This is a genomic window from Chromatiaceae bacterium, assembly GCA_016714645.1.
In the GTDB taxonomy this organism is placed as follows: Bacteria; Pseudomonadota; Gammaproteobacteria; order Chromatiales; family Chromatiaceae; genus M0108.
The window spans coordinates 856,635-878,667 of record JADKCI010000002.1 but is presented as its reverse complement, the minus strand read 5'-3'; the positions used below and the strand labels follow the sequence as shown (position 1 = coordinate 878,667).

Sequence of the window (22,033 nt, the reverse complement as noted above, 5' to 3'; positions counted from 1 at the left end):
GACGCCGCGGGGGGCCGGTCTCCGCGGGGCCCCCTGCCCTACCTCGGGTTGCGGTCCTGGCCGTCCACCATCAGAAGAATTTACCCAGCATCAAGTACAGGGACGCATGGCTGTCCTTGGAGAAGCCGGCGCCCAGATAGAAGGGTCCCAGGGGGGTATCGGCACCCAGGAACAGGCTGCCCGCGGGGATGATGGCTTCGGCCTCAATACGGTCCAGCGACTCCCAGACAGTGCCTACCTCCAGCGAACCGCCGGCGTAGAGCGGGATGGCAAAGGCCGAAGAGGCACTATCCAGCCGATACATGTAAATGAGTTCCCCAAAGGCGACGTTCTGCCCGGTAATGTCTCCCAGTTGATAACCCGAAAGATTGAGGAAACCGCCCAGCAGGAACAGGTCTTCGAGACCGGGATCGCCGGACAGGGTGGTGCCCAGGTACAGGCGGGGAATCAGGGTGGATTTGCCCCAGGTCCAGGGCTTGTGCCCCTCCACGAGCAAGGTTTGATAGTCCGAGTCGGCGCCGAGCAGGGTCATGGCGCCACGCAGGCGCACATTGGCCATATAGCCCTTGGTCGGGAAATTGATACTGTCCAAGGTATCCGCCTCCAGACGCAAGGAAAAACCGCTGTTGTTGAAGTCGCCCTCATAGGGGGAGACGATGCCAAGACGACGGCCATTGTTCCCCCCGTTGTAATACAGGCCCATGACCGCCCGCCCCCAACGGTCAAGATTGCGGCCGACGTCCAGACCGAACTGGAACTCGCGCACCCGAAGGCCCGTAATCAACTCCTGGAAATCGCTCTCCAGGGTGAGGTTGTACTGCTTGTAGCTCAGGTAGGGATCGAGAAAGTATTGCTGACCCGCATCAAGGGGTTGGTAGAAATCGGTCAGAAAGGCACTGTCGTTGCCTATTTGCATAAAGGTGCGCCATTCCACGCCCAGGGAATTGATTTGTGACATGGTGTAGGCGGCGCTGATGTTGAACATCGAGTCGCCCTTCAGGTTGGCGCCCAGAAATAGACCGAAATTCAGGTTATTAAGCCAATTGCAAAATCGCGCGTTGCAGGGATTTTTCGTCCCGCAGGGATAGCAAAAGAGGGAGGAAGAGCGGGTATCGCCAGCGAAAGGCTGCTAAAATGAAACGGTTAGCAACGATTCATTTCGATACCCGACATGAATACTACCTGCAAGTCCCGCCTGATCCCTACACACACTTGACTCCGCGCCGCCCGGCCGCTACGCTCCCCGGCCATGAGAGTCTGTGGCCAATGGTTTGACACCCCCCTACGCGAGCGCATCATGGCCACCGTCGGTCAGGAGCCGCCCTCAGCCGCCGCGCCCTGGCGGAACGGGTGTGTGACTGGCTGAACTGGACCAATGCCCAGGGCCAACGCTGCCTGGGCAGCGCCCGCCGCGCGCTGGCCGAGCTCCACCGGCGCGGCGCCGTGACGCTGCCCGTGGCGACACCCTTTCCCGCCGGCCCCCGCCCGGCACCCGCCACGGTGGCGCCAGCGCCGCTGCCGGTGGCTGAAGTAACGGGCGACCTGGCCGCCCTGGGTCCCATCGACCTCGTGGTGGTGGACACCGCCGCGGAACGCGACACCTACCACCAACTCATGGTCCAGCACCCCTGGGCGATAAACCCCTGTGCGGCGCCCAACTGCGCTACCTCTTCCGCTCCGCCCACGGCGACCTGGGCGCCGCCGCCTGCCAAGCGGCCAGCTTTGCCCTCCAGGATCGCGACCACTGGATCGGCTGGAACGAGGCCACCCGCCGCGGTAACCTCGCCCGGGTCGTCGCCAATGCCCGCTTCCTGATCTTGCCTGGGGTACGCGTACCCCACCTGGCCTCCCATCTCTTGGGCCAGCTGGCCCGCCGTTTGCCGGCGGACTGGGAAGCCCGCTATGGCGTGCGGCCCCTGCTGCTGGAGACCTTCGTCCATCCCGACTATGCCGGCACCTGCTACGCCGCCGCCGGCTGGGAATGCATCGGCCACAGCGCCGGCCGCCGGGACGGCGTACCGAAGGCCCTGTGGGTGCGCCCCTGGCGGATGATGCCCGCCAGCGGCTGCGCCAGGGGCCCGCACGGCTGCCCGCCGAGCGCCCCAGTACGCCGGCCGACTGGACCGAGGAAGAATTTGGTGGCCTCAAAGTCTGGGATGCCCGTCTCAAACACCGCCTGTATCATCTGGCCGCGGACTTCTGGGGCGACGTCCAGTCCCGGAGTCTCACCCGCCGCTGCGCCGACCGCGCCCGGACGGTCGCGGCCTATCGTTTCTTTGGCAACCCGCGGATCAACATGCACGTCATACTCGGCGCCCACCGGGAGGCGGTGATCGCCCGGATGGGCGCCCAGCCCCTGGTGCTGGTGCCCCAGGACACGACCTCGCTCAACTACACCGGCCATCCCGATACGGCGGGGCTGGGGCCGATCGGGAACAAGACCGACGGCGGCCCCGTCGGCCTGGTGCTGCATAACAGCCACGCCTTCACCCCCGAGGGCGTGCCCTTGGGGTGGTGAGCGCCGCGTGCTGGGCGCGTGACCCCGACCAACATCAGACCCGCCGGGAACCCGAGGTGCGGGAAAGCGGCAAGTGGCTGGCAGCCTACCGCACCCCTGCAGGCGATCGCCCCCAGGTGCCGCACACCACCCTGGTGAGTATCGGTGACCGCGAGGCCGACCTGTTCGAACTCTTCGCCCTGGCGCGTGATCCCGCCAGCCCGCGCCTGCTGGTGCGGGCCAACCGCGGCCGGCAGCGCCAGGTGATGAGCGCTGAGGGGCTGACCCCGTTGTGGGACCACCTGGGCGGTCTGGAGGTGGCGGGGCGCCTCGCCCTGGTACTGCCGCGCCGCGGCGCGCAAGCGGCGCGCACCGCGGAGCTGGCGCTGCGCTGTGGGCCGGTGACGCTCAAACCGCCCGGGAATCTTAAAGAAAGCCCGCTGGCGCTGTGGGCGGTGTTGCTGCGCGAAGCGGCCCCGCCCCCGGGGGTCGACGGGGTGGACTGGCTGTTGCTGACCAACGTCGCCACCACCACCCTGGCCGAGGCCCAGGAGCGGGTGCGCTGGTATGGCGCGCGCGATGGCCACCCGGGGACGGAGGTGCTGTGGCATGGCTTGCAGAAGCTGGACGTGGCGATCGAGAGGTATCTGATCTATCGCCCGGAGGAGCGGGCGAGCTGGCGCGATGAGTATCCGCCGGGGTATTTGCGGCCGCCGCCGGAGGATACTTCGTGAGAAAGGAATGGACTCAAGTATGTGTAAAGGTCAGAAGTCCCGCCTATCGCAATTCTGGAACCACCTTCAGCACGGACTGTGTCCCTTTCTGCGGCAGGAGGACCGCTTGGCGCTGAGTCCGGCGCTGGAGAAGGTGATCCGGGTACTGGAGTTCACGGAGATCGATTGCTTCATCCCCTCCAGTCGCGGGTTCGTCGGGCGTCCGCCGCAGGATCGGGTGGCCTTGGCACGGGCCTTCGTTGCCAAGGCGGTGCTGGACCTGCCGACCACTGAGGCCCTGATTGACCGCCTCAAGGTGGATCGGGCGCTGCGGCGGATTTGCGGCTTCGAGCGGTGTCACGCCATCCCTGATGCCTCGCGCTTCTCGCGCGTCTTTGCGGAATTCACCGCCTGGGCGTTGCCGGCGCGGGTCCACGAGGCGCTGATCCGCGCCCAGTTGGGCGACCAGATCATTGGGCACATCGCCCGGGATTCGACCGAGATCGAGGCGCGGGAGAAGCCCGTCCCCAAGGCGGCGGCGGTCGTATCCGAACCGGTGCCCGCGTCGGCCAAGAAACGCGGGCGCCCGCGCCAGGGGGAGCAGCGACCCAAGGAGCTGACCGTCATTGAGCAGCAGGTGGGCCAAAGCGCGGCGGAGAGCCTGGCGCAGCTACCCACCGCCTGCGACGTGGGCAGCAAGAAGAACAGTAAGGGCTTCAAGGAGACCTGGACTGGCTACAAATTGCCTATCGACACCGCGGACGGCGACATCCCGGTGACGGCGATTCTGACCTCGGCCTCACTGCATGACAGCCAAGCGGCGATCCCGCTGATGCGCGTGACCGGTGAGCGGGTCACCTACCGCTACGATCTGGCCGACTCTGCCTATTGCAGTGGGGTCATCCGTGCGGTGTCCCGCCAAGAGGGGCACGTACCGTTGATCGACCACAATGCCCGACGGGGGGAGAAGATCGAATTTGCGCCGCATGAAGCGGAGCGCTACCAGGCCCGCAGCCAGGCAGAGCGGGTCAACAGCCTGTTGAAGGACAACCACGGTGGACGCCATGTGCGCGTGCGGCGCCCCAAGGTCTACACCCATTTGATGTTCGGTATCCTGGTGATTGCCGCCGAGCAGCTCTTGCGCCTGCTCAATTAGCCGCCACGCCTCCCGACGAAGTGGCAAACGCCCTTCGGCGGGGTCTCCCGATGGCCTGGAAATCGAATAACACCATGCTGATATAGTGGAATATGACCTGACGGACCCTGCAAGGGGCAAGAAACAGCCGTTCTCGCCCCTTCTCTCTCTTCGGCCCCACCGCTACCGGCAATTTTGCAATTGGCTCTATTGTCACCGATATATTTCTTTTTGGTCTCGACCACCAGGCCGGTCTTGCCGTTTTCCCTGACCAAGGAATAGTCGACCTCCTGAAAGTCGCCCATGCCATAGATCACATTGAGATCACGATTGAGCTGTTCCGGGTCGAGGTGGTCTCCCGGCTTGAGACCGATTTGCTGTTCGATGACCTGGTCCGACAAGCGGGTCTCGTTCTCGATACGAATGAAGTCGATGACGGGATGATTCTTCTCAGGCAGGTCCGGCCGGGCGGCCAGAAAGGCCTCAAAGGCCTCGGGCGCCAGGGAGAGCCGGCTCAGAGGAGTCAACTGGGCCTTGGCCGCGGCATAACCCACCGCGACCGCCTCCGCGAATTTTTCAAAATCGATACTGGAAATATCCTTGAGATCCGGTTTGATCAGAATATCCCGGGGTCCCAGGGTAGCGAGTTGGACCTCGGTATTGCGGACGGTCAAAAAGCCCGCGAGTTGCTCGGTGATCGACAGCACCGAGGTCAGGTCCTGGGTTGCGACCAGAGGCGCGCCCACATCCACCGCGATGATGACATCGGGTTTGCACAGTTTGCGCGCCACGTCCACCGGCACGTTATCCGCCATGCCACCATCGGCCAGCAACTTGCCATCCATTTGGACCGGCACCAGGGCACTTGGGATGGACATGCTGGCGCGCATGGCCCGGGATAATCCACCCGAGTCCAGCACCACGGCCTTGCCGGTGGCCAGATCGGTGGCGACGGCCCGGTAAGGCACCTTGAGATCATCGAAATCCCGGACATCGGCCGCGGGCAGGGTCAGCTCCTCCAACAGCAGCGAGAGGTTTTGACCCTGCAACAAACCCAGGGGCAACTGCAGCCTGCCATCCTTGATGCCCACCCCCTTGTTCGTCAGCAAGACCCGCTGTTCCTGCTTGGCGCGGAAGGGTAGATCGGCGCGCGGGGGGCCATCGGTAAACACCTGGGGCCAATTGATCCCGCCCAAGGTCTCGTCCATCTTCTCGGGGGTCATGCCCGAGGCATAGAGACCCCCGATGATGGAGCCCATGCTGGTGCCCGCGATGCAGTCGATCGGCACCCGCAACTCCTCCAGCACCTTCAATACCCCGACATGCGACAGGCCGCGCGCACCACCCCCGCCCAGCACCAGGCCCACGCGCGGTCTTTTCTGGGCCGCTTCCGCGGTGGGGAGGCTGTCGGGAAGAGGCACCAGGCCGGACAACACCAGCAACATCATGGCCGAGAGGGTTAGGGGGGAAATCCGACTTCTGTTGTTCATTAGCTACGTTGCGATCCGTACCAAGGTGGGTGGCCAAACCACGCCGGACTATACCCCTTCACAAGCGCTACTGGACGGTCACACTGAGGTTATCGACATTCGCGTCCTCGTCCCAGGCTGAGAGGTTCCCACGAAACCGCAGGCGCAATCTGTCGCTGGCCACCAGGCCCGTCAGTCCGATCTGGGCCCCATGCCAAAGGTTCCCGGTAGGACTGGCACTGCTGCTTCCGCTCAATCTCGCCATTTCGGTCCAGGTGCCGCCCCCATTGATAGAGACATCGAAGGCCAGGTATTCGCCCGAGTCCAGGCTGCTGGCGATGAACCAATCGAATTTAAGGGTGGCGATGCTGGCATCTTGAGGGTTGATCTCGATAGAGGTCAGTTGCGCATCCCGAGTGGGGCCATCAATCCCCGCCGAGCGGCTACCGGCCGTGGCTCGCCGAGGGGAAACAAACCAGTCATGCTGACCATCCTGGACCCAGCGTCCGGTGAAATCGGTGCTCTCAAAGCTGTCCGAGAACACCACCAGGGGTTCCGGGGGTGTCAGGGTGTCACTACCCGTACCGGACCGGCTAGTGTCCAACAGGGGTTGGGTTGACGAGAAGGTGGCCCCGACGCCCTGGATCGCCCCCAGGGTGACTTCACAAGTGGGATCGGCCCCCGTACAGGCCCCGGACCATCCCTCGAAGCGAGAGGAAGCGGCCGGGGTTGCGGTGAGGGTCACCACCTGGCCCATCGGGTAAGCCTGGGTGCAATCCCCCTTACCCTCGACGCAGTCAATACCCTCGGGGTCGCTCGTCACACGACCACTGCCGCTGCCCGTCTGTATCAGGGTCAAGATGGGGCTCGGGTCATTTCCCTCTGACTCGTAGGCTCCGACATTGACCCCACCAGCCATCACCCGGGGCTTGCCACCGAGGTCAAATGCGGGGAGATTGGGCGTTACGGGATAGCCGGCATCGATCAGGGGCGAAACAGCCCGCAGGCGCAGGTCCCCACTCACGGCATCAACAAATTGCGGGTCCAGGGTATTCAGATTGCTCGCGTCAATATAAACCGGCGAATTGACCCAGAATCCCGTCGTGGGTGTCCAATTAAAGTTGTTGGCTAACAGGGTGACTTGCGAGGCCGTGCTATTAAAGATCCTGAAATCCTCGCCGTGGTTAGCCTGCGCCTGGTTATGCCAGAAGAGATTGTTATAAAGTTGGGCCCTTGTCGCGGTCTCCGGTCCTTCGAGATAAAGACTTAGCCCACCGCCAGCCTGTGACTCATTATCACTCAGGGTATTGTTAATGAGCATCGTCCCGGCATCGGCCATCCTTCCGTAAAGCCCCCCACCTTCAGGGGCGCTATTTCCCAACAAGCGGTTGTTAATAAAAGTGACGTCAAGATGCCTGCCCCTAACCCAAACACCGCCTCCCTGGGAGGCGGCGCTGTTGCCCTGGAGTTGGTTGGCCACCAGCAGGGCGGCACCGCCATCGGGGGCATAAAGGGCAATGCCTCCACCTTCGCTCGCACGATTATTATTAATACGGTTGTGGTTCAGTCGGGTGATAGAGAAATGGTTATAGGCGCAAACGCCCCCACCCCGCGAACTGGAATTATCCTCAATGAGGTTCTCGGTCAAGATGGCATGGCTGGCAAAAAGCAGGACGCCGCCACCGCAAAGGGTGGAGCTATTGCCCTGAATACGGTTATGGCTAAGATCCGCGCTGCCAAAAACAATAGCGCCACCGCCGCCATAATGACCCTGGCGGGATTCGTTATCATGAATGCGGTTGCCGGTGAGCGAGAGGATGCCCGCCCGCAGATAAGCGCCACCCCCATCCGCTCCGGTATTATTAAGAATCTGACTCTGCCGGACGGTGACCAGACCCTCCGTACCGGCATTCGCCAGTAGGCCACCGCCATTATCGACCGACGCGGCAGTGGCTTTGCCATTCATCAGGGTAAGGCCCTCGAGGGTGAACTCCGCCGCCACATCCGGCGCCAACAGCGCCAGCACCCTGCCGGTCCCTTGGCCGTCCAGGATGGTATTGGTCGGGTCAAGGGCACGGCTGGCGCAGCCTTCCGTGTAGCCGCCCAGCAGCGCTATCGCCTTGGCCTCGCCACTGGAATAGACGAAGTTGCCGGAATAGACCCCCTGAACGATCCGGATCTCGTCGTCCTGACCGTTAGCGGCGGCCCCGAGGAGTTCGTTTTGCAAGGTGACCGCGCTGTTGACGCAGAAAACCGTGGCGCTGGCCTGGCCTACCATGGACCAGAGCCCAAACGCTCCGGTAAGCCAAGTGACAAGTCTGGGATTCGATCGAACCACGGCAGGCACTCCAGATGATGAGGCCCTGGATTCCTGGCTCGGCGCCCGCGCAGGGGGTTTTGAGTGAGCCAGGGGATAAGGCCCTGATTTTGATGAGGGGAAGACCAGGCGATGCCTTGAGGACAGATATAAAAAAGCCCCTATTAAGGGGCTTATTTGTCTCGTGTTTTGGTGGCTACGGCTAGATTCGAACTAGCGACATCAGCATTATGAGTGCTGCGCTCTAACCAGCTGAGCTACGTAGCCATTATAAGAGGGCATCTTAGTAAGCGGAATTCCGGGCGTCAAGCTAAAAGTCGTTTCCCCCGCGCGGGGCGCAAGGTCTCATGACTTCCCCGCCCCTTGCGGCCGCCCACGCCTGATCAGATAGAAGATCAGGCCAAGCAGGAGGATGGCGGTTATCGCCAGTCCATAGGGCCCGAGGGGCTCCAGGAAGGCGACAATGGCATGGAAATCCTCTTCCAGCAGATAGGCGCCCAGACCGAAGGTGCCCACCCACAGGCTAGTGCCAACCAGGGTGCCGAGCAGAAAACGCCACCAGGGCATCTCCAGGACACCGGCGGCCATGTTACTGGTTTGGCGAATACCATCCAGGAAACGGCCGACCATGAGGAGGCCAATGCCCCAGCGGGAAAAGAGGGCCTCCGCCTTGCGTAATTTCTGATCCTGAACCGCCCCCGACCTGAGCAACCGCTTGAGGCCCCACCCCCCAATGAGGAAGCCAATGATGTCCCCCAGTTGGGTTCCCACCCAGGCCACCGTGAGCACGCTGGCGAGATCCAGGTTGCCAGACGCGGCACTCAGGGCGCAGGCAATCAGCAGGGTCTCGCCCGGGAGCGGAATACCAAAGCCCTCCACCAAGCAACTGACGAACAGGGCCCACAGCCCGTAGCGGTCCAGAATCGGCTGGACGCTGGTGATATTGGTCGTCAGGGAGGAGGCAATTTCGGCTTCGATACTCATGCCCAGGTCTAGGCCTGCTTCGCCCGCAACAAGCGCTGGGCCTCCTGGAGGGCGACCAGACGCCTCTCGACCCGATGGCCCGCGGGCACCTCGGCGATGATGCCCTGCCTGGTCAACATCTCCTGGACGGGTTTGCGGGTGCCGACCAGAAAGACCTCGCGCCCCATGGACTTGGCGTCCGTCACCATATCGAAGAGGGCGCGCGAGGCGGTAAAGTCGATCTGGGGCATGTCGGTCAACTCTAGGATGAGGCTGTCGTACTCGTCGAACTGGGCCAGGAGCCGCGCCATGCCCTTGGCGGCGCCAAAGCTCATGGGCCCACCCAGATGGACGAGGAGGATACGGCCCTGGGCCGCCCGGAAAATTTCCGCCTCCTCCGGCGACAAGGGGATGTCCTCGTCCACCTCACGGATGGTCTTGATGCTCTGGAGTTGCAGATCCGAATGGCGCTTCATGAAGACCATGCTGGCCATGACCATACCCGTGGCCACGGCAATGATGAGATCGACGAAAACGGTCATCACCAGCACCACCAGCATCATGGTCACGCCAGCCTTGGGGGCATGGCGCAGGTGCTTGAGATAGTCCCAGTCGATAATGTCGATGCCGACCTTGATGAGAATGCCCGCCAGCACGGCATTGGGGATGTTACTCGCCAGGGCGCCAGCGCCCAGGGCGATGGCCAGCAGGACGACCGAATGCAAGGCGCCGGAGAGGGGAGTCTGACCGCCCGACTTGACATTGACCACGGTCCGCATGGTGGCACCCGCGCCGGGTAGGCCGCCGAACAATCCCGCGATGGTATTGCCGATGCCCTGGCCGATGAGTTCCCGGTCCGACTTGTGATAAGTGCGGGTGATGTTGTCCGCCACCAGAGAGGTCAGCAGGGAGTCGATGGCCCCCAATGCCGCCAGGGTCAGGGCGGACTGGAGCATCATGGGCAAGAGGGTGAACTCGAAAGTCGGCATCCGGGGCTCCGGCAAACCGGTGGGAATCTGACCAAGAATCGAGGCATTGCCACCACGCAGGAACAGCATGTAAACCAGGGTCCCGACGATGAGGGCCACCAGGGGAGAGGGGATGAGGCGTCCAATCTTCTTCGGCAGAAACAGGACAATGGCCAGGGAGGTAGCGCCCAGGATGACGGCGTCGAAAACGATATGGTCGAAGGCCAGCGGCAAGACCTCCGCCGAGGCCAGGGGGCCGGCCTGGGTGGGGTAGCCCAGCAGGGGCGGCAGTTGCAAGAGGATGATAATGACCCCGATGCCGCTCATAAAGCCCGAAACGACCGGGTGAGGCACCAACTCAATGAATTTGCCGATCCTGAGGAAGCCAAACAGAATCTGGAATAACCCGCCCAGCATGACCACGGTAAAGGCCAGGGCCGCGCCCCGCGCCGGATCGTCTGGAAACATCGCCGTGTATTGGGTGAAGATCGCCGCCATGACCACCGTCATGGGGCCCGTGGGGCCCGAGACCTGAGCGGGCGTGCCGCCAAACAGGGCGGCGAAGAAGCCCACGAAGATGGCGCCATACATACCCGCGATGGGTCCGGCGCCGGAGGCGACGCCCATGGCCAGGGCCAGGGGCAGGGCCACCACGCCGGCGGTAATGCCACCGTAGATATCCCCGCGGAGGTTTCTGAAATGAAGGCCGTTGATTAGATTCATTAGGGTGGTCCTACAGCATTCCGGGCATGGCGACCCGGCAAAGGACAGGGGAAAGCAAAATCCGTCGCAACGCCGGGCGACTGACCGCGGGTGGGTGGCAAATCCTGGCGGCCCAAGGGGCCCCGCCGCGGATAATGCCGACTGGCAAACTACGTCATGAAGTCTTAGCCATCATGCCGGAGGTTACACCGCCAATAATGATAGCACCCTCGCCTCTGCCGGGCGGACCCGAGATAGCCAAGGACCGGGAAACAGCGGAGGGTTTATCAGACCCGAATCGGCCGGGCCCCCCGACCAGGCATCCGTCAGGCCGGAGGCTCGACGCCAAGCCGTCCCCTTGGCATCGCCACCGCGACTGAAGGGGTCCTATGTTATCCTCGGAACATAAAGGCATCGCCCAGGGTCCACCACGCCGACTTCCTTGCCAAATAAGCCCCACCAAGACGAACCCTGGTTCGCCCCGAGCCCCCCTCTATGGAAAGCCTCCTGGCCATTTTCGTCCTGCTACTCATCGGCTGGTACTGGCTCGATAGCCTGCGGGCACGGGAGCTAGCCCTCGGCATCTGCCGCGCGGCGTGCGAGGAACGCGAATTCCAGTTTCTCGACCAGACGGTAGCCCTGCGTCGCTTGCGGTTGCGCTGGACTACCGATGGCCTGCGGCTGCGGCGCACCTATCGTTTCGAGTTCAGCGAGGAAGGCTCGGGGCGCCAGGGCGGCTATCTGACCCTGGTGGGCCTGTACCTGGAGGAGATCAGCTTCGGGCTGCCGGCGCGGACTTGGGAGGCCTGAATCCGCGCCTACTTGACGACCCGGAGTGTAGGTTTGCCACGCTTGGGTTTCAGGGGGGCGGAGGGGCCCTTGTCGGGCGGGGATGGGGGGTTAGCGTCCCCTTCCTCCTCGGGGAAGAGCATGCCATGACCGTTTTCGCGGGCATAGATCCCCATGACGGCCTCGACCGGGACCAGGACATCCATGGGACGGCCCGAGAAGCGGGCGTTGAAGACGATCTGATCGTTACCTAACACCAGCTCGCGCACGGCACCGGGGCTGACGTTGAGGACGATCTTGCCATCCTGGACGAACTGGGATGGCACCACGGTGGGGGAGCGGCTGGTATCCACCAGCAGATGCGGCGTCATGTCGTTGTCCAGGATCCACTCATACAGGGCCCGGATCAGATAGGGACGATTAGGTGTCATGGCGGGGACCGGCTCGCGAGGGGATCAGCGGCGCGGGGGCTCGTGGGGCATCTCCCGCTCGATCTCGGTGAGACTGTGGCGGAAGGATGGCAGTTCGAAGATGCGCTTAATGTACTGGTGGATAGCCGTCGCATTGGGCGGGATCTCCACCCCCAGAATCGGCAGCCGCCAGAGCAAGGGCGCGATACAGCAATCAACCAGGGAAAATTCGTCGCTCATGAAGTAGGGCTTGGCGCCAAAGACCGGGGAGGTGACGATGAGACTCTCGCGCAGTTCCTTGCGGGCCTGGGCGATGTCCGCATCCTGGGTGCCCTTGAGGATGCGGCCCATGAGTTGGTACCAATCCTGATCGACCCGGTACATAAAGAGGCGGGCATTGGCGCGGGCAATGGGGTCCACCGGCATGAGCGGTGGGTGAGGAAAGCGCTCATCCAGGTATTCCATGATAATGCGCGATTCCCATAGCCGCAGTTCGCGATCGACAAGGGTGGGCACCGTGCCGTAGGGGTTGAAGTCCATCACCTCCTCGGGGAGATGCTGGGCGTCCACGTCAACGACTTCCACCGCGATGCCCTTTTCGGCAAGGACAATACGGACACGATGGCAGAAGGGGCAAGCGGGGTCTGAGAAGAGAGTCATCACGGATCTTCGGTTCGTACCCACGGATATTTGTCCTTTGCTCCAACGAAGGAAAGCCCCTCGCGCGGAGCCCCGATTTTTTACAGGGGCTGATTATAGCCGAGATTCCGGATTGGCGGTCGCGGATTAGCACCGGGTCCATCGGCAAAAAGCCCCGCGAGCGCGGGGCTGGTCATCCCTTCAGGGTCCGGGGCCCGCGCCTGGGAGCGCCGGCCCGGTACCCGGGTCAGTGGACGTCTTTCCAATACTCCTTCTTCAGGGCGTAGGCCACGACGAAGAAGAGGGCGAGGAAGATGAGGACGTAGATACCCAACTTCTGGCGCTCCAGCTTCATGGGTTCGCCGGCATAGGCCAGGAAGGCCGTCAGATCGCGGGCAAAGGTGTCGAACTCCTCTGGCGACAGGGTGCCGCCTACCGCATGTTCGATCCCTACGACCCTCTGGACGACCTGGCCGTCGGCGCTCTTGTGATCCTCGAACTTCGGCTGCTGGACCCCCTGGAGGCCCGCCAGGACATTCGGCATGCCGACCTGCGGGAACACCAGGTTATTGACACCATAGGGGCGGGTCGGATCGGCATAGAAGCTCTTGAGATAGCTGTAAACCCAGTCCGGGGACCGCCAGCGGGTGACCAGGGTCAGATCGGGCACCGCGATATCCAACCACTTGGCGGCGTTCTCCGGACTCATGGACGAGATCATGAGATCGCCGGGCTTGGCGCCGGTGAAGATCAGATTCTGACGCAGGGTGGTGTCGTCAATATCCAAATCCTCGGCCATGCGGTTGTAACGCATGTATTGCAGCGAGTGACAGCCCATGCAGTAATTGACGAAGTGCCCGGCTCCGCGTTGCAGGGACGCTTTGTCATGGAGGTCGATGTTGGCAGCCTGCAGAGCAACACCTTCGCTTGACGCCGACGCCAAGAGGGGGGCCAGAAACAGGACGGAGGCAAGAATCAGCTTTCTCATTTCGTCACCCTCTCCGGAACCGGCAAGGTTTTGTCCAGCTTGGAGTAAATCGGCATCAAGAGGAAAAACAGGAAGTACAGGACCGTGAATACCTGTGCCATGAAGGTCGCGATTGGCGTCGAGGGCTGCATGCCCAGATAAGCCAGGACAACGAAACTGACGGCAAAGATGCCTAGGGCGACCTTGGAGATGATGCCCTTGTAGCGGATGGACTTGACGGGGCTGCGATCCAGCCAGGGCAGGAAGAACATGATGATGATGGCCCCAAACATGACCACGACGCCAGGGAACTGGGAACCAAACATGGGCGGCACGGCCCGCAACATGGCGTAGAAGGGGGTGAAATACCAGACCGGGGCGATATGCGCCGGGGTCTGCAGGGGGTTGGCCGGCTGGAAGTTCGGACCTTCCAGGAAGAGGCCGAAAAAGTCCGGGATAAAGAAGACGATAACCGAGAAGAAAGCGAGAAAAACGGCTATGCCGGCAATATCCTTGACCGTGTAGTAGGGGTGGAAGGGAATGCCATCCAGGGGGATGCCGTTCGCGTCCTTTTTCTCTTTGATCTCAATGCCATCGGGGTTGTTGGAGCCCACCTTGTGCAGGGCCACGATGTGGATGAAGACCAGGGCCGCCAGCAGGAAGGGCACCACGAAGTGGAAAGCAAAGAAGCGGTTGAGGGTGGTATCGGAGATAACGTAATCACCCCGCACCCACACCGAGAGGTCCTCGCCCACGCTGGGGACGGCGGCGAAGAGGTTGACGATGACCTGGGCACCCCAATAGGACATCTGGCCCCAGGGCAGCAGGTAGCCAAAGAAGGCCGTGGCCATCATGGCCAGATAGATAACGATGCCGAGGATCCAGAGCAGCTCGCGGGGCTTACGGTAAGAGCCGTACATCAGGGCCCGGAACATGTGGAGATAAACGACGATGAAAAAGGCCGAGGCCCCGGTGGAGTGGATGTAGCGGATCAGCCAGCCCCAGTTGACATCGCGCATGATGTACTCGACGGAGGCGAAGGCCTCCGTCGCCGAGGGCTTGTAGTTCATGGCCAGCCAGATCCCGGTCAGAAGCTGGATGACCAGCACCAGCATGGCCAGGGAGCCAAAGAAATACCAGAAATTGAAATTCTTGGGGGCATAGTACTGGGCAAGATGCTCGTTCCAGACCTTGGTCAGGGGAAAGCGCTTGTCAACCCAGCCGAGGAAGCCCGGGGATGTGGTTTCAGTGCTCATCAGGCGGCTCCTCCGTCTTCACCCACCACTATGACGGAATCGGACACGAATTTATGCTTGGGAATGACCAGATTGGTAGGGGCTGGCGAACCCTTGAAGACCCGGCCAGCCAAGTCGAAGCGGGAACCGTGGCAGGCGCAGAAAAACCCGCCCAGCCATTTGGGACCTAAATCATCGGGGGCGACGTCGGGTCGGTAGGTCGGTGAGCACCCCAGGTGGGTGCAGATGCCGATGGCTACGAGATACTGGGGCTTGATGGAGCGGTGTTCGTTCTGACAGTAGAGGGGCTGCTGGGGTACGGTCGAGTTCGGGTCCGTCAGGGACGCATTGAGCTCGGGCAGGCTGGCCAGCATGGGTTCGGTACGGCTGACGATCCAGACGGGCTTGCCGCGCCACTTGACGCGCAGCAGGGCACCCGGCTCGAGCTTGCCAATATCCGCCTCGACGGGAGCGCCGGCCGCGCGGGCCTTGGCGCTGGGATTCCAGTAGCTGAGGAAGGGGACGGCTACAAAGCCAGCGCCCACGGCCCCAACCACGCTAGTAGCGGCGATTAATACGCGCCGCCGGTTCTTGTCAACGCCTTGTGCGCTCATCTTTTATTACAACCCCCGGTTGACTCGGCGGGTTCGCCTCCGCGATGGAAACGGCACCCGTTCGAGAAGGCAAAAATCCCACTCCGTCGAAGCAACGAAAACCGACGGGGAATTCTCACCCATCGTCCCCAATGGGTCAAGGTATGCCTTGGGATGGTAATAGGTAATTTTGGGGTAGGGGCCGAGTCCCGGCCCCCTCAGGCCGGGTTGTCGATGTCCAGAAAATGGTGCTCAAGGCCGAAGTAAGCCGCCAGGTGCGCGCCCAAGGCCTGGACCCCCAGGCGCTCCGTGGCGTGATGACCGGCGGCGAAATAATCGATGCCCAGTTCCCTGGCTAGGTGGGTAGTCTGCTCGGAGATCTCGCCGCTGAGGTAGGCATCGATGCCCAGGGCCGCCGCCTCCTCGATAAAGCCCTGGGCGGCACCGCTGCACCAGGCAATTGATGCCAGGGGGCGGTTCCGTACCGGGATATGCAAAGGCGGCCGCCCGAGAGCGACCGCCACCTGCTCGGCAAAGGCATCTCCCGACAAAGGCCGGGCCAGTTGGCCGCGCCATACCAGACCACGGCCAGCCCCGGTAGGCTCCGGGGCCGCGATACCCAGCAACCGGGCCAACTGGCGGTTATTACCCAACTCCCCATGGGCATCCAGGGGCAGGTGATAGGCAAGGAGACTGGCCCCCGACGCCATCAGGGCCCGCGCCCGGCGGCCCCTGAGGCCGGTCAGGCAGGGGGCCTCCCCCTTCCAGAACCAGCCATGATGGACCAGGATGGCATCCGCCTCCGCCGCGCTGGCCGCCTCGATCAGGGCCAGGCTGGCCGTCACGCCGGAGACCAGGCGACGAATGGGCCGGGTGCCCTCGACCTGAAGCCCATTGGGACAGTAGTCATCAAAGTCCCGCGACCCCAGTAGGGCGTCGCAATAGGCCTCTATCTCGATCGCCGGGACCATTCCGAACCGATCAATTGTTCTGGATCACGATGCGCGGGAACTTGGCGGCGTAATCCTTGGCCTGGAGGGACAGCTTGGCTGCCGTCTTGCGGGCGATCTCGCGGTAAATCTCGGTGATACGAGACTCGGGCTGGGCCACAACCGTGGGCTTACCGCTATCAGTCTCAACGCGGATGGCGATGTCCAGCGGCAGGGAGCCGAGGAGATCGATGCCATATTGGTCGGCCATGGATTGGCCACCACCGGACCCGAAGATGTGCTCCTCGTGACCACACTGGGAGCAGATGTGGGTGCTCATGTTCTCGACGATGCCCAGTACTGGCACCTCCACCTTCTGGAACATCTTGAGGCCCTTGCGGGCATCCAGCAGGGCAATATCCTGAGGTGTGGTGACGATGACGGCGCCGGAGACGGGCACCTTCTGGGCCAGGGTCAACTGGGTGTCGCCGGTGCCCGGCGGCAGATCTATGACCAGATAATCGAGGTCCGCCCAGTTGGTATCGTTGAGCAACTGCTCCAAGGCCTGGGTCACCATGGGGCCACGCCAGATCATGGGGGTCTCCTCGTCGATGAGGAAACCAATGGACATGGCCTGGAGGTGATAGGCGTTCATGGGCTCCAGGCTGTTACCATCATTGGACTCGGGCCGGCCGGAGATGCCGAGCATGCGCGGCTGGGAGGGGCCATAGATATCGGCGTCCAGGATACCGACCCGGGCGCCCTCGGCGGACAGGGCCAGGGCCAGGTTGACGGCGGTGGTGGATTTGCCCACACCACCCTTGCCGGAGGCGACGGCGATGATGTTCTTGACGTTATCGATGGGCTTGAGGGACTTCTGGACGGAGTGGGCGACGACCTTCCAGGTTACCGCCACCTCGGCGGAGGTGACGCCCGGGACCGCCGCGATCCGTTCCCGCAGGGCGGCGGCGATCACCTCGACCACACCCTTGGCCGGAAAGCCGAGGAGGACGCCGACCTTGACATTGCCACCCTCGATCTCGATCCCCTTGACGCAAGCGGCACCGATCAGGTCACGGCCCAGGCTGGGCTCGATGTAGGTCTTGATGGCGGCTTCGATGGATGCTTTCGTGACTTCTGACATGGAGTACTCCGTTAGGGGGGCCCGCTCCCGACGCCCCGCGGGGCTGGACCCGGATTTCAGGCCGGGTTTCGGGATCGATGTAAGGGTTAGGGTGGAATGAATCGCCAAGCGGCTGAGTAAGGCTGTGCGTTGGGGCCAATTTGGTCTTTGCCATCTGAATTTCAAGCCCGGGGCGCGCCCGAAATGGCCCCTCATGCCCCATAATGCGCTCCTCGTCCCGCCTCGCCCGCTGGCGACGAGACACCCGCGGCCCACCCCCCAGCAGCCAAAGTAACCGCAGCATGAACGACAACAGAAACATCCTGGTCACCAGCGCCCTCCCCTACGCCAATGGCCCCATCCATATCGGCCACCTGGTGGAATACATCCAGACGGACATCTGGGCGCGGTTTCAGAAGATGCGCGGTCACCGTTGCTACTACGTCTGCGCCGACGACGCCCACGGCACCCCCATCATGCTCCGGGCCCGCCAGGAGGACATAGCCCCGGAAGAACTCATCGCCCGGGTCGCCCTGGAGCACCAGGCGGATTTCGCCGCCTTCCGTATCGGCTTCGACAACTACCACTCCACCCACTCCCCGGAAAATCACCACTTTGCCAACCTCATCTACGAGCGCAACCGGGACCAGGGTCACATCGCCAGGCGGACTATCACCCAGGCCTACGACCCAGTGGAACGGATGTTCCTGCCGGACCGCTTCATCAAGGGCGAATGCCCCAAGTGCGGGGCGGCGGACCAGTACGGCGACAACTGCGAGGCCTGTGGCGCCAGCTATTCCCCGGCGGACCTCAGGAATCCCACCTCCGCCATCTCCGGTGCCAAGCCCGAGCAGCGCGAATCCGATCATTACTTTTTCCGCCTCGGTGATTTCGAGGCCATGCTCCGGGACTGGACCCGGGGCGGCGCCCTGCAAAAGGAGATCGCCAACAAACTGGACGAGTGGTTCGATACCGGGCTCCAGGAATGGGACATCTCCCGCGACGCCCCCTACTTTGGCTTCGAGATCCCCGATCACCCGGGCAAATTCTTTTATGTCTGGCTGGATGCCCCCATCGGCTACATGGCCAGCTTTAAGAACCTTTGCGACCGCACCCCGGGCCTGGATTTCGACCACTTCTGGCGGGCGGACTCGACCGCCGAGCTCTACAACTTCATCGGCAAGGACATAGTCTATTTCCACGCCCTCTTCTGGCCCGCCATGCTGCATGGCGCCGGCTTCCGCCCCCCCACGGCGGTCCTGGCCCACGGCTTCCTCACCGTCGACGGCCAAAAGATGTCCAAGTCCCGCGGGACCTTCATCCGCGCCCGCACCTACCTCGACCACCTCAACCCCGAGTACCTGCGTTATTACTTTGCCGCCAAGTTGGGCCCCAACGTCGAGGATATCGACCTCAACCTGGAGGACTTTACCCTGCGGGTGAACGCGGATCTGGTGGGAAAGGTGGTGAACATCGGCAGCCGCTGCGCCAGCTTCATTACCAAGCGCTTCGCGGGCCGGCTGACGGCCAGCCTGATGGAACCGGGCCTGTTCGCCGACTTCATCGCCGCCGGATCATCCATCGCCGAGGCCTACGAGCGCCGCGAGTTCAGCCGCGCCACCCGCGAGATCATGGCCCTCGCCGACCGCGCCAACCAATGGATCGACGAAAAGGCCCCCTGGGTGGTGGCCAAGGCCCCGGACCGGGAGGGCGAGCTCCAGGCCATCTGCTCCCTGGGGCTCAACCTCTTCCGGGTGCTCATGGGCTACCTGAGCCCGGTCCTGCCCGGCACTGCCGCGGCCGCAGCAGCCTTCCTGCGCATCCCGGCCCCGACCTGGTCGGACCTGGCCCAACCCCTGCTCGGCCATGAGATTGGCGAGTTCACGCCCCTCATGACCCGGATCGATCCCAAGCAGATCGAGGCCATGCTAAATGCCAGCAAGGAGGATCTGGCCGCTCGGGATGTCAAGAAGACCAAGCCCCATGAGATCCACACCGAAGGTCACCTGAGCCGCGACCCCATCGCCGATCCCATCGCGTTCCCAGACTTCGCCAAGGTCGATCTGCGCATTGCCCTGATCCGGGAGGCCAGCCTAGTGGCGGGCTCCGACAAGCTGATCCGCCTTCTGCTCGACCTGGGCGGCGAGACCCGCGCCGTCTTCGCCGGCATCCGCTCCGCCTACGATCCCAAGGACCTGGAGGGGCGCCTTACGGTCATGGTCGCCAACCTGGCGCCACGCAAAATGCGTTTTGGGGTCTCGGAGGGCATGGTCCTGGCCGCCGGGCCCGGCGGCCAGGACATCTTCCTGCTCGCCCCGGATGCCGGGGCCGAGCCAGGAATGAGGGTTAAATAGGAGGGCCTCACCGCCCGTAGATCCCGACCATCCGCCGCACCCTGTCGCTCAGGTCCGTGGGAATCAAGTCCCAGGAGAAGCGCCAGGTCCAGTTGCCCTCGGCGGTGCCAGGGACATTCATACGATGGTCGCCATCCAGGGCCAGGAGGTCCTGCATGGGCAGGATGGCCAAATAGGCCCGCGAGGCGAGCGCAGCGCGGATCAGGGGCCAGGGCATGGGCTCGGTGGGGTAACCCAGAAACTCATCCACCCGGGCACTGTCCTCGGCGGTCAGGGCCAGGTACCAGCCCAGACTCGTATCGTTGTCGTGGGTACCGCTATAGACCACGCAATCGCGATCATGGTGGAAGGGTAAATAGGGATTGTCCGCGCCCCCTGAAAAGGCAAACTGGAGGATCTTCATGCCGGGATAGCGATACTTGCGGCGCAGATTCTCGACCTCCGGGGTAATGAAGCCCAAGTCCTCGGCGATGAAGGGGAGCTTGCCAAAACGCTGATGCAAGCGTTCGAAGAGTTCGTCGCCCAGGGCCTTCACCCACCGCCCATGGATAGCGTGATCCTCCTCGGCGGGTATCTCCCAATAGGCCTCGAAGCCACGAAAGTGGTCGATACGGATCATGTCAAAGAGGCGCAACTGGGTACGGACCCGGTCCAGCCAGAAGCGGAAACCCTCGGCCTCCATCCGCTCCCAACGATAGAGGGGATTACCCCAACGTTGACCCGTGGCGGAGAAATAGTCTGGCGGGACCCCGGCGACGACCCGGGGACTGCCATCGGGATTGAGGTCGAAGTCCTGGGGATGCGCCCAGACCTCGGCGCTGTCCTGGGCGACGAAGATGGGCATATCGCCAAACAGCTTGATGCCCCGCGCCGCCGCGTAGGCCCGTAACCCTTGCCATTGGCTGAAAAACAGGAACTGCTCGAAGACAATCCCCTGGATCTGCGGCGCCAGCCGGGTATGGGCCTGGTTCAGGGCCTGGGATTTGCGATCCCGCAGCGTGACCGGCCACTGCCACCAGACCGCCTGGCGCTCCTCGCCGAGGGTGCGAAACAGCACATAGTCCGGCAACCAATAGCCATTCTCATGAGCGAAGGCCGCCAGGGCCTGGCGCTCCTCGTCCGTGGCCCGCGCCTGAAAGCCCCTCCAGGCTTGCGCCAGGGCCATCGTCTTGGCGGCGATACCCTCATCGGCCGGCGATTCGGGAAGCCAACCGGCGGCCACCAGGGGTTCCAGATCGATCAGTAAGGGGTCGCCCGCGTGGGTCGAGCTGTTCTGGTAGGGCGAGCGGTCACTCAGGGTCGGGCCCACCGGCAACATCTGCCAGACGCTCATGCCGCAGGCGGCCAGCCAATCGATAAAGGCCCGGGCCTGGGCCCCCAAACAGCCACAGGGTCCAGGCCCGGGCAGGGAGGTGATGTGGAGCAGGACCCCGGCGCGGCGGCGATCAAGACTGACGGCGGGAGACCTGGATTCGGTCGTCATGACACACCTTTCCTCGGGCTTGTACCCATGGGCTGCCCCCTTCGGGACCAGGATCTGCTAGTTTCCGCCGCCGACCCCAGGATTTCTTCTCCTGGTTTAGGGGGGCGGCCCGCGGACGCGCGCCACGAACCTGGGACAATTCTACGCCATTCCGGATAGGCCGGAATCCTCATCCAGTCTGGCGGTCGGCCCCTCCCAGCGCCGGACCCGGCCGCTATCGAGATCGAAGAGGTCGAGGAGACGGCCGACCGTATGATCGATGAGGTCGTCAATGGTCTTGGGCGCGTTGTAGAAGGCGGGCATGGGCGGGCAAATGATGGCGCCCATGGTCGCCGCCGCGTGCAGCAGCCGGGTATGGCCCACATGCAGGGGCGACTCGCGCGGGACCAGGACCAGACGCCGGCCCTCCTTGAGGACCACATCCGCGGCGCGCGCCACCAGGTTATCGGCGTAGCAATTAACCACCCCGGACAGGGTCTTGATGGAACAGGGCGCTATGATCATGCCCCCAGTGCGGAAGGAGCCGCTGCTGATGGGCGCGGCCAGGTCCGCGTCGCTATAGACCCGGTCCGCCAGGGCCTCCACCTCCCTGGGCTTCCAACTCGTCTCCAGCGCTATGTTCAATTTGGCGCCCTGACTGATGACCAGGTGGGTCTCCACCTCAGGCATGGCCCGCAGAGTCTCCAGGAGGCGGATACCATAGATGACGCCAGAGGAGCCCGAGATGCCAATGATCAGGCGCATTTG

19 protein-coding genes, 1 tRNA gene and 1 pseudogene are annotated in these 22,033 nt (G+C 63.1%); 6 read left to right on the top strand and 15 right to left on the bottom strand.

Annotated features, from left to right (window positions below; all coding sequences use genetic code 11):
* Positions 1 to 70: 70 nt before the first annotated feature.
* Positions 71 to 985 (bottom strand): BamA/TamA family outer membrane protein, encoded by a 915-nt coding sequence (locus tag IPN92_11015; protein MBK8638777.1) that lies wholly within the window; start codon positions 983 to 985, stop codon positions 71 to 73.
* Positions 986 to 1,628: 643 nt separating this feature from the next.
* Between IPN92_11015 and IPN92_11010 the strand changes: the two are divergent.
* The 4 genes and pseudogenes from IPN92_11010 (at position 1,629) to IPN92_10995 (ending at position 4,366) form a co-directional block, all read left to right on the top strand.
* Positions 1,629 to 2,012 (top strand): annotated as a pseudogene (locus IPN92_11010) (DUF4338 domain-containing protein).
* A 17-nt stretch (positions 2,013 to 2,029) separates the two neighbouring features.
* Complete coding sequence (locus IPN92_11005; protein ID MBK8638776.1) at positions 2,030 to 2,518, top strand: hypothetical protein; 489 nt, start codon at positions 2,030 to 2,032, stop codon at positions 2,516 to 2,518.
* Positions 2,512 to 3,231: a hypothetical protein gene (locus tag IPN92_11000; GenBank protein MBK8638775.1), complete on the top strand. Its 720-nt coding sequence runs from the start codon at positions 2,512 to 2,514 to the stop codon at positions 3,229 to 3,231. The genes IPN92_11005 and IPN92_11000 overlap by 7 nt, the downstream gene beginning before the upstream one ends.
* Positions 3,232 to 3,250: 19 nt before the next feature.
* Positions 3,251 to 4,366 carry a transposase gene (locus IPN92_10995; GenBank protein MBK8638774.1) on the top strand — a complete coding sequence of 372 codons (1,116 nt, stop codon included), beginning with the start codon at positions 3,251 to 3,253 and terminating at the stop codon, positions 4,364 to 4,366.
* Here the strand turns inward: IPN92_10995 and IPN92_10990 are convergent.
* The 5 genes from IPN92_10990 to IPN92_10970 form a co-directional block, all read right to left on the bottom strand.
* Positions 4,363 to 5,835, bottom strand: a complete 1,473-nt coding sequence (locus IPN92_10990; GenBank protein MBK8638773.1) for a patatin-like phospholipase family protein — start codon at positions 5,833 to 5,835, stop codon at positions 4,363 to 4,365. The genes IPN92_10995 and IPN92_10990 overlap by 4 nt on opposite strands.
* A 67-nt stretch (positions 5,836 to 5,902) precedes the next feature.
* Positions 5,903 to 8,092 (bottom strand): hypothetical protein, encoded by a 2,190-nt coding sequence (locus tag IPN92_10985; GenBank protein MBK8638772.1) that lies wholly within the window; start codon positions 8,090 to 8,092, stop codon positions 5,903 to 5,905.
* A 229-nt stretch (positions 8,093 to 8,321) separates the two neighbouring features.
* Positions 8,322 to 8,398, bottom strand: a tRNA-Met gene (locus IPN92_10980).
* A gap of 78 nt (positions 8,399 to 8,476) precedes the next feature.
* Entirely contained in the window at positions 8,477 to 9,115 is a 639-nt protein-coding gene (locus tag IPN92_10975; protein MBK8638771.1) for a DedA family protein, read from the bottom strand.
* Positions 9,116 to 9,123: 8 nt separating this feature from the next.
* The gene (locus IPN92_10970; protein MBK8638770.1) at positions 9,124 to 10,785 is read right to left on the bottom strand and encodes a SulP family inorganic anion transporter; all 1,662 of its coding nucleotides are present in this window, start codon (positions 10,783 to 10,785) and stop codon (positions 9,124 to 9,126) included.
* Positions 10,786 to 11,259: 474 nt separating this feature from the next.
* Here IPN92_10970 and IPN92_10965 point away from each other — a divergent pair, with 474 nt between their 5' ends.
* On the top strand, positions 11,260 to 11,574 hold the full coding sequence (locus IPN92_10965; protein MBK8638769.1) for a DUF3301 domain-containing protein: 315 nt from the start codon (positions 11,260 to 11,262) through the stop codon (positions 11,572 to 11,574).
* An 8-nt stretch (positions 11,575 to 11,582) separates the two neighbouring features.
* Here IPN92_10965 and IPN92_10960 read toward each other — a convergent pair whose 3' ends face one another.
* The 7 genes from IPN92_10960 to apbC all read right to left on the bottom strand — a co-directional run bounded on the left by IPN92_10960 (position 11,583) and on the right by apbC (position 17,470).
* On the bottom strand, positions 11,583 to 11,984 hold the full coding sequence (locus tag IPN92_10960; GenBank protein MBK8638768.1) for a ClpXP protease specificity-enhancing factor: 402 nt from the start codon (positions 11,982 to 11,984) through the stop codon (positions 11,583 to 11,585).
* A gap of 24 nt (positions 11,985 to 12,008) precedes the next feature.
* Positions 12,009 to 12,653 (bottom strand): stringent starvation protein A, encoded by a 645-nt coding sequence (gene sspA / locus IPN92_10955; protein ID MBK8638767.1) that lies wholly within the window; start codon positions 12,651 to 12,653, stop codon positions 12,009 to 12,011.
* Positions 12,654 to 12,849: 196 nt separating this feature from the next.
* The gene (locus tag IPN92_10950) at positions 12,850 to 13,590 is read right to left on the bottom strand and encodes a cytochrome c1 (GenBank protein ID MBK8638766.1); all 741 of its coding nucleotides are present in this window, start codon (positions 13,588 to 13,590) and stop codon (positions 12,850 to 12,852) included.
* On the bottom strand, positions 13,587 to 14,825 hold the full coding sequence (locus tag IPN92_10945) for a cytochrome b N-terminal domain-containing protein (GenBank protein MBK8638765.1): 1,239 nt from the start codon (positions 14,823 to 14,825) through the stop codon (positions 13,587 to 13,589). Before IPN92_10945 ends, IPN92_10950 begins: the two co-directional genes overlap by 4 nt.
* Positions 14,825 to 15,418: a ubiquinol-cytochrome c reductase iron-sulfur subunit gene (gene petA / locus IPN92_10940; GenBank protein MBK8638764.1), complete on the bottom strand. Its 594-nt coding sequence runs from the start codon at positions 15,416 to 15,418 to the stop codon at positions 14,825 to 14,827. Before petA ends, IPN92_10945 begins: the two co-directional genes overlap by 1 nt.
* Positions 15,419 to 15,615: 197 nt before the next feature.
* Positions 15,616 to 16,368: a Nif3-like dinuclear metal center hexameric protein gene (locus tag IPN92_10935; GenBank protein ID MBK8638763.1), complete on the bottom strand. Its 753-nt coding sequence runs from the start codon at positions 16,366 to 16,368 to the stop codon at positions 15,616 to 15,618.
* Positions 16,369 to 16,378: 10 nt separating this feature from the next.
* The gene (apbC, locus tag IPN92_10930; protein MBK8638762.1) at positions 16,379 to 17,470 is read right to left on the bottom strand and encodes an iron-sulfur cluster carrier protein ApbC; all 1,092 of its coding nucleotides are present in this window, start codon (positions 17,468 to 17,470) and stop codon (positions 16,379 to 16,381) included.
* Between the two features lie 281 nt (positions 17,471 to 17,751).
* Here apbC and metG point away from each other — a divergent pair, with 281 nt between their 5' ends.
* A complete protein-coding gene (metG, locus tag IPN92_10925; GenBank protein ID MBK8638761.1) occupies positions 17,752 to 19,803 on the top strand; it encodes a methionine--tRNA ligase in 2,052 nt (683 codons plus the stop codon).
* A 7-nt stretch (positions 19,804 to 19,810) separates the two neighbouring features.
* Here metG and malQ read toward each other — a convergent pair whose 3' ends face one another.
* The gene (gene malQ / locus IPN92_10920) at positions 19,811 to 21,286 is read right to left on the bottom strand and encodes a 4-alpha-glucanotransferase (GenBank protein ID MBK8638760.1); all 1,476 of its coding nucleotides are present in this window, start codon (positions 21,284 to 21,286) and stop codon (positions 19,811 to 19,813) included.
* A gap of 141 nt (positions 21,287 to 21,427) precedes the next feature.
* Positions 21,428 to 22,030, bottom strand: coding sequence for a UbiX family flavin prenyltransferase (locus IPN92_10915; protein ID MBK8638759.1), 603 nt, complete (start codon positions 22,028 to 22,030; stop codon positions 21,428 to 21,430).
* Between the last annotated feature and the right edge of the window lie 3 nt (positions 22,031 to 22,033).